Source organism: Oleiphilus sp. HI0132, from assembly GCF_001635845.1.
On record NZ_LWGJ01000280.1, the window covers coordinates 1 to 10,350 of the forward strand.

Consider the following 10,350-nt stretch of genomic DNA (forward strand, 5'->3'; position numbering starts at 1 on the left):
ATACAACAAAGCTTTATCGCAGCGTCGTGCAGATTCTGTAAGTAAGGTTTTGACTGATAAGTTTGGTTTGCCTGCTGCTCGTGTTAAGTCTGTAGGTTTTGGTGAGGAGCAGCCTATTGCTGATAATGCTACATCTGAAGGTAGAGCGGCTAACCGTCGTGTTGTAGCGGTAGTTGAATCAAGTATTAAGAAGGCTGCGACTAAATAAGCGCTTAATCAATATCGGCCTCATGGTTTGAAGGCCGATCTCTATCTTAAACCGCTCTGCACCGAAAAGTGCAGGGCGGTTTTTTGTGAGTGAGGGATAGTTTTAATTCTTCAGAAGGCGTTTTGAGTTAATATTTTTAGATCGAAGCGCTAACTGCCTAGCAAATGCGACAAAAGCGCATGGAATTGTATGAGATTCCTTGGTAAGTTTGCGCCTTAAAAGTAACGGGAATTGCATTAACAGTTAATCAGCGTCACCGAAGTTTGTACGAACGTATCAAGTTCTTTCCAATTATAATCTACGTGAGTTGTGGTGCGCGATTTAAGGATAGCCGAAACATGAACTTTAAAATCATACTTGCCTTATTGGCTTGCTTTTTAGCTCACCCCGTGAGTGCAGAATTTATTCGAGATGGTGAATTATATCTTGGTGCAGCAGGGTATTTGTTCGACTCAGATCGCAATCTTGAGGAAGGGCTTAGCTTTGAAGCTGGGTTTGAGCGACCATTAAGTAGTGACTTATCCTGGGACCTGTGGTTTTCCATGTATAACGCTGATGGCAAAAGGGGAGGTCCTGATAGCCGGACTAAACGTTTGTCTCCAGGCGTGCTCTATCACCTGAATGAGGGTAACACCCGAGCTTTCTTATCGGCGGGCATGGGCCATCAGAAGTTTGACTTGAAAAGTAGCAGCAAAGTAAAAGAAACTGCAATTCACTTGGGCTTAGGAGTAAAGGCCTATCAGGATACCAACTATATTTTTCGTGGTGAACTGTTAGCTTTGCATGGTGCCGATCATGAGCAAACAGACTTAGGTGTCAGAATGACTTTGGGTTATTCATTTGGTCGAGAGTTTATTCGAGAGGCTCCAGAGCCTGAACCAGAGCCAATTCCGGAACCAGAGCCGGAACCGGAGCCAGAGCCCGAACCAGAACCCGAACCAATACCGGAGCCTGAGCCTGAGCCTGAGCCAGAACCAACTGATGAAGATTTAGATGGTGTATTCGATGATACTGATTTGTGCCCTGGTACAAACCCATCATTCCGTGTAGATGAAACGGGTTGTGCCGTCATGTTGACCAAGCAGGTTGCAATTACCATGGATATTAAGTTTGCAGCGAAAAGTGATGAGTTAACGCTAGAATACTACCCGGAAGTTAAGAAGATCGCAGACTTTATGAAAGAAGTCGTATCAACGACTTTGACGGTGGAGGGACACACGGATTACCAAGGCAGTCGTCGGTACAATCTGAAGCTATCTCAACGTAGAGCTGAGTCTGTTAGGCGAGTATTGGTTGACGAGTTCGGCATCGCTGAAGAGCGAGTTGCCGCAAAAGGCTTCGGTGAGGAGCAGCCGATTGCAGACAACGAGACTGAAGATGGGCGCGCTAAAAATAGGCGAGTGGTCGCAGTGCTTGAGGCTCAGGTGACCAAAGAAGCATTGCGTTAAGTCAGCTCTAGTCTTTAGAGCAATAGTATGAGGGTCTACATGGGTCGAAGTTTCGGTCTTGTAGGCCTTTTTTGTTTAATGTAGGGTCATAGCTGCTCGCTAAAGGAGTTAAGAGAAGAATTGTGAGGCGCAAATAGCGATGGAACAGTTTAATGTGGATTGCCTGGTGATCGGAGCTGGAGTTGTTGGTTTAGCAATAGCGAGGCGAATAGCTCTTGAGGGTCGGGAAGTTTTGCTCGTCGATAAAGAATCCAGCATTGGCACGCAGACTTCTTCACGCAATAGTGAAGTGATCCATGCAGGAATATATTACCCAAAAGGTTCCTTAAAAGCTCAGCTATGCGTGGCTGGGAAAGAAATGTTATATGACTATTGTGCTAAGCATCACCTTCCTTTCAAAGCTTGTGGAAAATTGATTGTTGCGACAAGTGATGATCAGATAGCTCGTCTTCAGGAAATTAAAAACCAAGCTCAACTTAATGGTGTAGACGATCTTCGCTTCATCGGTTCTGTAGAACTTAATAAGCTAGAGCAAGCGATAGTGGGTAAAGCAGCCTTATTGTCGCCTTCGACAGGCGTTTTGGATAGTCATGCCTATATGCTTCAATTGCAGGCTGATCTTGAGGCAAACGGTGGTCAGTGCGTGTTTAACTCAGAGCTCCAGATAACCGGGCAGGATGAGGGTGGAGTTGAGCTTACTCTCAATGGCGGGGAGGCTCTGATAAGAACGAAGTGCTGCATCAACTCTGCAGGTCTAAATGCTCAGCCTCTTGTTAATGATTCTCCAGCCATTTCTATTGCCGAGTTACCGAAAGCTTTCTTTGCCAAAGGAAGTTACTTTGCTTATAGCGGCGCAGCTCCTTTTGATCATTTAGTCTATCCGGTTCCTGAGCCGGGAGGTCTGGGTGTTCATCTTACGCTTGATATGCAGGGAGCTGCTAAATTTGGCCCGGATGTTGAGTGGCTGGACGTGACTGATGTTGAGCACATTGACTATAAGGTGGACCCGAAAAAACGGGAGCAGTTTTACGCAGAGGTGAGTAAATATTGGCCTGAAGTAGAGCTCGATAAAATGCATGCTGATTACTCCGGTGTCCGGCCTAAAATTGTCCCTCCCGGAAACATGGCAGCTGACTTTTCCATACAAGGGCCTGCTGATCATGGTGTAGCAGGCTTAGTAAACTTACTTGGAATTGAGTCGCCAGGTTTAACATCTTCTTTGGCTATTGCAGAGTATATTTACTCTATTCTGAAGAAAGAAAAACTATAACATTACTCTTTATGGCTATTTGCCTAGCTGGCTTTTGGTGTTCTGGCCAGACTCCAGATATCAACGCGACTCGCCCCTTTATCAAGGAGTAATTGGCTACATATTTCGCTGGTCGCTTTTGTGGTCACGACGTCATCAACTAACACAATGTGTTTGTCTTTGACTACTTGAGGGTTATCTATAGTAAAACATCCTTTGAGGTTTATTAGTCGCTGAACTTTGTTAAGACTTTTTTGGTCGGCGCTCATCTTGGATTTAACTATCAACTTTGTATTTACGGCTAACTTTTGATGTTTCCCTAACAGTACTGCTAACGATTCGGCTTGATTGAATCCGCGCTCTTTGAGTTTATCCCTGTGCAATGGAATGGGAACGATAAAGTCTGGTTGGGGAAGGTCCTTATGGTAGAGCTCTAGGTAACGACAAAACTCGAGACCTAAGCTCTTCAGCCAATATTGTTCTCCAGATGATTTAACTCTATAAATGATGCTATTGATCGGGAAGGAATAGTTGAATGGCGCCACACATGTCTTGAACGGGGGAGGACTGCTAAGGCATTCTCCACAGATAAGCTCTTTACAACTCTCGCTATTCATTGGAAGCGAGCATTGCTTGCAGAATGTAACATTCCATTCCAAGTCCGCTAAGCAAGATTTGCAAATCGCTGATTTATTTAGAGTTATGGCGTCGCATAGTAAGCAAGGGGATTGAAAAATAATATCCAGAGCATGCCAGTTGTTAACCAAAAAATGAAATTTGGTTGACAACTTTTTGGTGAAGCTTATCATTACACTCATCCTTAAGCGTTGATGTATAAAGTTGACGCATGTTTTACCATGGTTTTGCACACGAGAACATACTTATGAGCGTACGACACGATTGGACTGCTGCCGAAGTTCAGGCTTTATTCGACTTGCCGTTTAATGATTTGATGTTTAAAGCGCAAGTTGTGCATAGAGACAATTTCGATCCCAACGAAGTTCAAGTGAGTACTTTGCTGTCGATCAAGACGGGTGCTTGCCCTGAGGATTGTAAATATTGCCCGCAGAGCGGACATTACAATACTGGCCTGGAAAAAGAGCGCTTGCTACAGGTTGAAAAAGTACTAGAGAAAGCCAAAGAAGCAAAAGCAAAAGGAAGTAGTCGTTTCTGCATGGGGGCCGCTTGGAAACACCCGAGTGATAAAGACCTACCTTATGTATTAGAAATGGTTAAAGGTGTTAAAGATATGGGGCTTGAGACCTGTATGACCTTGGGTAAATTAACCCAGGATCAGGCCGACCAGCTGGGCGATGCAGGCCTGGATTATTACAACCATAATTTGGATACCTCTCCCGAATATTACGATAAGATTATTACCACTAGAAGCTATCAGGATCGACTGGATACACTGTCTCATGTTCGTGACGCAGGTATGAAAGTCTGTAGTGGCGGCATCGTTGGTATGGGTGAAAAGGCAACTGATCGTGTAGGACTTTTTGTGCAGTTAGCAAACTTGCCAGTTCATCCTGAAAGTGTCCCCATCAATATGCTGGTTAAAGTGAAGGGAACGCCACTTGAAAACGTTGACGACTTGGATAAGTTTGAATTTATTCGTTGTATTGCTGTTGCACGTATCATGATGCCTAAGAGTCATGTGCGCCTATCTGCAGGGCGGGAAGCGATGTCAGATGAGATGCAGTCAATGGCATTTATGGCTGGAGCAAACTCAATTTTCTATGGTGAGTGCCTGTTGACTACTCCTAACCCTGAGTCTCATAAAGATATGCAATTGTTCAAGCGTTTGGGCTTACGCCCTGAACAGCGCATTGAAAAGTCTGATGCCGATCAGGAAGCTCAACTAAATAAGGCGATTGACGCAGAAGCTAATAAGCATTTGTTTTACGAAGCGGCTTCCCCAGCTGGAAATGAACAATCTCAATCACTTGTTTAATTTCTGATGGTTCGCAACGAGTGGTCTGCTTAATCAAATTAGGCCACTGATCCTTTCTTCTGAGTAGATAGGTTTTGTTAGCTGTATAAGCAGTAATTGGTTTAGTGTATGTCTATTTTTGAAGACCTTTGGCAGCAAGAGATTGACGCTCTAAAAGCTAAGAGTTTATTGCGTTCTCATCGCTTGCTAAGTTCGCCTCAGCAGATTGAACCGCTTGTTGATGGTCGTAAGCTTCTTTCCTTTTGTAGTAATGACTATCTAGGTTTAGCGAATCATACTGCGCTGAAGAAAGCAGCCAAATCCTGTATCGACAGGAGTGGTGTGGGCAGTGGCGCCTCGCATCTTGTCGTTGGGCATCATCAAGAACATGAAGCCTTAGAGTGCGAACTTGCAGAGTTTACCGGGCGTGATAAAGCGCTGGTTTTTTCTAGTGGCTATATGGCCAACTTGGCAGTGGTATCTACCCTGGTAGGAAAGGGCGACATTGTGCTGCAGGATAAGCTTAACCACGCCTCGCTTATAGATGGTGGCTTATTGAGTGGAGCTCGCTTTCAACGCTACTTACACAATGACGTTTCCAGCCTTAGTTCTCATTTAGATAAGCTCTCGACACGTAGTCAGCCGGTAGGTGTGAAACAAAGCAAGGCCTTAGTCGTCAGTGACGGCATATTCAGCATGGATGGAGATATCGCACCCCTGAAAGATATTGCAGCAACCTGCACTGCGCAAGGTGCCTTATTAATGGTTGATGACGCGCATGGCTTGGGTGTTATTGGTGAACAGGGAAAAGGCTCATGTAATGTATTTGGACTTGCTCAGAAAGACGTTCCTGTGTTGATGGGTACCTTTGGCAAAGCCTTTGGTACATCAGGTGCTTTTGTTGCTGGTTCAGAGCTTCTAATCGATTACCTGACTCAAGCGGCACGCCCTTATATTTATACAACAGCTATGCCACCGGCGATTGCGGCTGCAACACGAGCTAGTCTTGATCTGATTAAAAAAGCCGATCAGAAGCGAGCACATTTATCCTCTTTGATCACTTACTTTAGGCTTGAGGCACAAGCGCTAGGTTATTGTCTTGTTGAATCAAATAGTCCTATTCAGCCTTTGATTATCGGCAGTAGTGATGATGCTATCGCACTGTCAAACTTCCTGCTTAGTCAGGGCATACTGGTAACCGCTATTCGTCCTCCTACTGTTCCTGCTAATACCTCGCGCTTACGTGTGACCTTTAGTGCTGATCATGATCTAGCCCACGTTGAGCAACTGCTCGATGCCCTCAGTATGGCGATAGATTTAGGTATTGTGACACCAGATGTCTAAGCAAACTGTGCAACATATTGTGTTAGTGAATGGCTGGTCAGCGCCGACCTCGATGTGGGAAGACTTTTTTGCAGAAGGTTTTGACGGATATTCTATTGATGTCTTGAGTCTTGCTGGTCTGACATCCTTGGATGAATGTAGTCGAGCTATTGACGACTGTGTTCAGCCAGGAACGCTTGTTGCAGCTTGGTCTCTTGGTGGTCAGCTGGCTCTTAACTATTTGTCTAACTATAGTTCTGAAAAGTTACGTAAGGGATTTGTTGAAGGCGTGGCTCTTCTTCAATCGACCCCATGTTTCGTTAATCAGGATGGTTGGCCCTATGGCGTCACAACTGAAGACTTTGATTCGTTGCAGGGCTTGGTTGAGGCTGAAGAGTGGTCGCAGCTGGTTCGTCGTTTTTCCTTTTTACTGTTATCGGGAAGTCAGTACCGACACTTGGACAAAAAGTTCCTGCATTTAGTTTATACAGTGGAGTCGCTGCCGCCAAAATCTAGTTTAGAGTTTGGTTTAGGTTTACTGAAAAGCTTGGACTTAAGACAGTGCCTGGAAAATATATCAACTCCAATGTATTGGCTTCTAGGTAGTCATGACAGTCTAATCGCTCAAGACTTGGCAATCTATATCGAGAATCAAGTTGCTGAGAGTCCGGTAGCTAACGAATGTCGCGTAAAGGTAGTTAATGACATGGGGCATTTACCCTGTGCCAGGCATGCTATGGATATTAAAAAGCACTTGTTCTCGTTTTTGGAAACTCTATGACGATTGACTCGATAGAAAAATCCCAGATAGCCCGGTCTTTTGGTCGAGCTGCTGCCAGTTATGACTCAGTAGCGCATTTTCAACGTTGGACTGCTGATAGGCTCTTGAGTAAGATTTCCTTAAACGATTGCCGTCGAATGATTGACTTGGGCTGTGGTACCGGGTATTCGTCTGATAAGTTAAAGGAGAGATTTTCTTCCGCAGAGTATATGGGCGTTGATTTGTCGGTAGATATGCTCACTTATGCGCGTTCTCAGCATGCGGCTGATGGTCAGTTTTGGCTTGCTGGCGACGCCGAAAATTTACCAATAGCGTCCAGTAGCCATGACTTGGTTTTTTCCAGTTTAGCGATTCAATGGTGTGCCGACCTCCCAAAGATGTTTGCAGAAGTACAGCGAATATTAAAACCGGGTGGCATGTTTGCATTTTCTACCCTGATTGACGGTTCCTTGTTTGAATTAAAAGAAGCGTGGCACGAAGTTGATGAACTTCAGCATGTTAATGAGTTTGGTAGCTTTCAGGAGCATAAGCGGGCCTTGGATAATATAGCGTTTGATGTTCGCACCTTTAGTCAAGAGGCTAAAGTTCTTCGATACTCTTCAGTGCGGGAGTTAACTCGTGAGCTAAAAATGTTGGGAGCGCATAACATTACGGCTCATCGACCAACGGGAATGACAGGCAAGGCCAAGCTAAGAGACTTTGTTTCAGCTTATGAGGCGAAGCGTGTAGAAGGCGGTTATTTGCCCGCAACATATCAGGTTTTGTGGGGGGTATTGGTTAAAACGTAGTTTTAGCGTAGGTCTAGTAACTTAGCCTAGAAAACTGTAGCCAATAGACTGACTCAATATTAAAGAAATATAAGGTAATAGATGATGGCGAATGTATATTTTGTCGCGGGTACCGATACAGAAGTTGGAAAGACTTTTTCCAGCTGTGCTCTGTTGGCTGCTGCAAACTCGAAAGGCTTGAGTTCGATGGCTCTAAAGCCAATCGCTGCAGGTGCTGATGAGTATAAAGATGCTAATGATAAAGTAAGCATGCGAAATGAAGATGCTGTCGCCTTGATGTCACATATGTCGGTCGATCTACCGTACAGTCAAGTTAACCCAGTATTACTCAAAGAAGCAGCTTCGCCACATATTGCTGCTGCGCTTGAAAAGCGAACGCCAAGTGCATCGCGTATTACGGGTATCTGTCGTGGAGCGCTGATGAAGAAACCGGATTTCGCACTTATCGAAGGAGCAGGGGGGTGGCGGGTACCGATTAGCCCAAGAGAAACGATGGCTGACTTGGCACGACAGTTGAACTATAAAGTTATTCTAGTTGTTGGTTTGCGTTTGGGGTGTTTGAATCATGCGATGCTAAGTGCAGAGGCAATCAGAAGAGATGGCTTGGAGATAGCTGGTTGGGTTGCGAATAGTTTGTCGAGAGAAACAATGAGCTATGAAGCTGAAAATATAGCGACTTTAAGCTCGGCTTTAGGTGCACCGCTTATTGCTCACTTACCTTTTAGCGAGAGCGGTAAGCCTGAGGAGCTTTGTAAATATGTGAATCTGGACTGTCTAGATTTGTAAGGCTTTGATCAGGCTGGTTGAAAAACATACAGATATTTGCTTAAATAACATACATAAGGAGAGCAGTGTCTGAATTGCTCGAGTAATTAGTATTAGAGTGTTCGCAGAAAATAGTCACAATATTTGCTGAATTCTTTACTTCGTATAGGTGCTTGTCATGAATGTAAATACTGTTTTACAGACCGGTATTCAAGGCTTACAGCAAGGTCAAGAGGGTATGCAGAAAGCTGCAACAGAGATTGTGAATGCGAGTACTGTAAGTAATAGCGAAGGCTCCAGTTCTAGTGTAATTGAACCAATAGTTGATTTAAAATTATATGAAAGGTCAGTTGAAGCATCGGCGCAAGTAGTCAAAACAGCTGACGAAGTTTTAGGAACCTTGCTTGATACCTTGGCTTAATACGTGAGGGCCTTAAGTTTTATTTAATAGCTGGAAGTTACCTCAATAGAGAGGTTTTGTTATGAATATATCGCCGCAAACAAATCTATCTTCGCCAGTTCATGCTGAGCAGAAGACGGTGACGTCTGAGCAAAACTCAAATAACTCCAGTTCAAAAGACTTGGCTTCGGTCAGTACCACGCCAGCGGTTAAAGTTGGCCTGTCAGTAAGTGAGAATTCCCAAGCTGCTGCCAATGCAGCCCTTCCCCAGTTATACAGCCGAATTTCATTGGCTAAGAATAACCAAGAACAACTTTATGTCGACGATGATCAACGAGCAGCGCCTTTTGAGAACGATGAGGTCGCGAGCAAGCTAATTGCTGATGAAGATGGTCGTACAGTTGGGAGTGATGACTCCGACCTTGAAGATGAGGTGCGAACTCAGAATGGCGACCAGCAGAGTGTTGAGCGAAGTTCAACAGAAAGTGCCGGTGAACGCCGTATAGAAGAGCAACAAGAAGCGATTATTGAGGAACAGATAGCGGAGCTTAGAGCAAGAGATCAGGAAGTGAGAGCACATGAGCAGGCCCATAAAGCGGTGGGCGGTCAATATGCTGGTGCCGCATCATTTACTTATCAGTCTGGCCCTGATGGAAATCGTTATGCTGTGGGAGGGGAGGTTTCAATCGATATATCGCCTATTCCCAATGACCCTCAAGCTACAATTTCAAAAATGAATACGGTCAAAGCTGCAGCGAATGCTCCTGCCGAGCCTTCTGGTCAGGATCGTGCTGTGGCAGCTCAGGCTCAAAGGGTAATAGCTCAGGCTCAAGCTGAATTGGTTGAAAAGAGAGCTCAAGAGTTAGAGCAAACACAGCTACAAGCTCAAGAGTTAGAGCAAACACAGCTACAAGCTCAAGAGAATAAAGATCGCCTTGAGAAAGAGAAAGAGCAGACCGACGCTCGAAAAGATGAACGCAGTGCTCAGGTTTTAAGTGTTCAGGAATTCGAAAGAATTGCTTCACTTGATCAAAAAACTGTTTCTGATATTGACGACCTAATCTAAAACAATAAAAAATTACAAATTCCCTTTTCTATTTCAGTGCAGTTTTTAAAAAAGCTGCTAATCTTCTGTTTTACAACTAATTTTGCCGATATGTCGTGGTTTGGTGGCGGTATTTTCCTGTCCGCTATGCGCTTTTTTTTCATATGAATTATCGGATTTTTTGTAAGGAAATCTTGACATTGGCTTTAAGCAAACGTATGTTTCAAACAGTCGTTTGATATTCAATGCTTGAAAATCGAGTAAATGCTCGAATTGAAGTGACCCACTCAACGACCTGCTATGAACGAATAGCTTAATACGGTGGGTGACCTGATTGACTGTAAGAGTCGACGTTAATAAACGAATTTTATTAGTTTTTAACAAGCGTTAAAACGTAAATAAATATATTT

Annotated in this window: 11 protein-coding genes and 1 pseudogene; 10 read left to right on the forward strand and 2 right to left on the reverse strand. The window is 44.3% G+C overall.

All coding sequences use genetic code 11. The features are described from left to right. The 3 genes from A3766_RS03395 to A3766_RS03405 all read left to right on the forward strand — a co-directional run. Nucleotides 1-208 (forward strand): OmpA family protein (locus A3766_RS03395; RefSeq protein ID WP_156508655.1); only part of this gene is annotated, 208 nt, incomplete at its 5' end. 338 nt (nt 209-546) lie between these two features. Continuing rightward, nucleotides 547-1,656, forward strand: coding sequence for an OmpA family protein (locus tag A3766_RS03400; RefSeq protein WP_068507820.1), 1,110 nt, complete (start codon nt 547-549; stop codon nt 1,654-1,656). Nucleotides 1,657-1,795: 139 nt separating this feature from the next. Further along, nucleotides 1,796-2,926: an NAD(P)/FAD-dependent oxidoreductase gene (locus A3766_RS03405; protein ID WP_068513414.1), complete on the forward strand. Its 1,131-nt coding sequence runs from the start codon at nt 1,796-1,798 to the stop codon at nt 2,924-2,926. Between the two features lie 23 nt (nt 2,927-2,949). On the opposite strand, the gene A3766_RS03410 is transcribed toward A3766_RS03405, so the two are convergent. Further along, nucleotides 2,950-3,450: a ComF family protein gene (locus A3766_RS03410; RefSeq protein WP_156490357.1), complete on the reverse strand. Its 501-nt coding sequence runs from the start codon at nt 3,448-3,450 to the stop codon at nt 2,950-2,952. A gap of 39 nt (nt 3,451-3,489) precedes the next feature. After that, a pseudogene (locus A3766_RS32565) lies at nt 3,490-3,723 on the reverse strand (double zinc ribbon domain-containing protein); the annotation flags it as partial. 65 nt (nt 3,724-3,788) lie between these two features. Here A3766_RS32565 and bioB point away from each other — a divergent pair. From bioB to A3766_RS03445, 7 genes are all read left to right on the forward strand, one after another. Next, nucleotides 3,789-4,859, forward strand: coding sequence for a biotin synthase BioB (gene bioB / locus A3766_RS03415; protein WP_068513447.1), 1,071 nt, complete (start codon nt 3,789-3,791; stop codon nt 4,857-4,859). 108 nt (nt 4,860-4,967) lie between these two features. Beyond that, a complete protein-coding gene (gene bioF / locus A3766_RS03420) occupies nt 4,968-6,182 on the forward strand; it encodes an 8-amino-7-oxononanoate synthase (RefSeq protein WP_068553262.1) in 1,215 nt (404 codons plus the stop codon). Next, nucleotides 6,175-6,942 (forward strand): alpha/beta fold hydrolase, encoded by a 768-nt coding sequence (locus tag A3766_RS03425; RefSeq protein WP_068511407.1) that lies wholly within the window; start codon nt 6,175-6,177, stop codon nt 6,940-6,942. Before bioF ends, A3766_RS03425 begins: the two co-directional genes overlap by 8 nt. Continuing rightward, nucleotides 6,939-7,730 (forward strand): malonyl-ACP O-methyltransferase BioC, encoded by a 792-nt coding sequence (bioC, locus tag A3766_RS03430; RefSeq protein WP_068511408.1) that lies wholly within the window; start codon nt 6,939-6,941, stop codon nt 7,728-7,730. The genes A3766_RS03425 and bioC overlap by 4 nt, the downstream gene beginning before the upstream one ends. A gap of 81 nt (nt 7,731-7,811) precedes the next feature. Further along, nucleotides 7,812-8,516 carry a dethiobiotin synthase gene (gene bioD / locus A3766_RS03435; RefSeq protein ID WP_068509783.1) on the forward strand — a complete coding sequence of 235 codons (705 nt, stop codon included), beginning with the start codon at nt 7,812-7,814 and terminating at the stop codon, nt 8,514-8,516. Between the two features lie 157 nt (nt 8,517-8,673). After that, nucleotides 8,674-8,916, forward strand: coding sequence for a flagellar basal body rod C-terminal domain-containing protein (locus tag A3766_RS03440; RefSeq protein ID WP_068509785.1), 243 nt, complete (start codon nt 8,674-8,676; stop codon nt 8,914-8,916). Between the two features lie 61 nt (nt 8,917-8,977). Then, on the forward strand, nt 8,978-9,961 hold the full coding sequence (locus A3766_RS03445) for a putative metalloprotease CJM1_0395 family protein (RefSeq protein ID WP_068509787.1): 984 nt from the start codon (nt 8,978-8,980) through the stop codon (nt 9,959-9,961). Nucleotides 9,962-10,350: the final 389 nt, after the last annotated feature.

What these genes read in the sequence shown, in the direction of transcription:
- bioF (WP_068553262.1), top strand. Translation starts at nt 4,968, where the DNA reads ATGTCTATTTTTGAAGACCTTTGGCAGCAAGAGATTGACGCTCTAAAA.
- A3766_RS03405 (WP_068513414.1), top strand. Translation starts at nt 1,796, where the DNA reads ATGGAACAGTTTAATGTGGATTGCCTGGTGATCGGAGCTGGAGTTGTT.
- bioC (WP_068511408.1), top strand. Translation starts at nt 6,939, where the DNA reads ATGACGATTGACTCGATAGAAAAATCCCAGATAGCCCGGTCTTTTGGT.
- A3766_RS03440 (WP_068509785.1), top strand. Translation starts at nt 8,674, where the DNA reads ATGAATGTAAATACTGTTTTACAGACCGGTATTCAAGGCTTACAGCAA.
- bioD (WP_068509783.1), top strand. Translation starts at nt 7,812, where the DNA reads ATGATGGCGAATGTATATTTTGTCGCGGGTACCGATACAGAAGTTGGA.
- A3766_RS03445 (WP_068509787.1), top strand. Translation starts at nt 8,978, where the DNA reads ATGAATATATCGCCGCAAACAAATCTATCTTCGCCAGTTCATGCTGAG.
- A3766_RS03425 (WP_068511407.1), top strand. Translation starts at nt 6,175, where the DNA reads ATGTCTAAGCAAACTGTGCAACATATTGTGTTAGTGAATGGCTGGTCA.
- bioB (WP_068513447.1), top strand. Translation starts at nt 3,789, where the DNA reads ATGAGCGTACGACACGATTGGACTGCTGCCGAAGTTCAGGCTTTATTC.
- A3766_RS03400 (WP_068507820.1), top strand. Translation starts at nt 547, where the DNA reads ATGAACTTTAAAATCATACTTGCCTTATTGGCTTGCTTTTTAGCTCAC.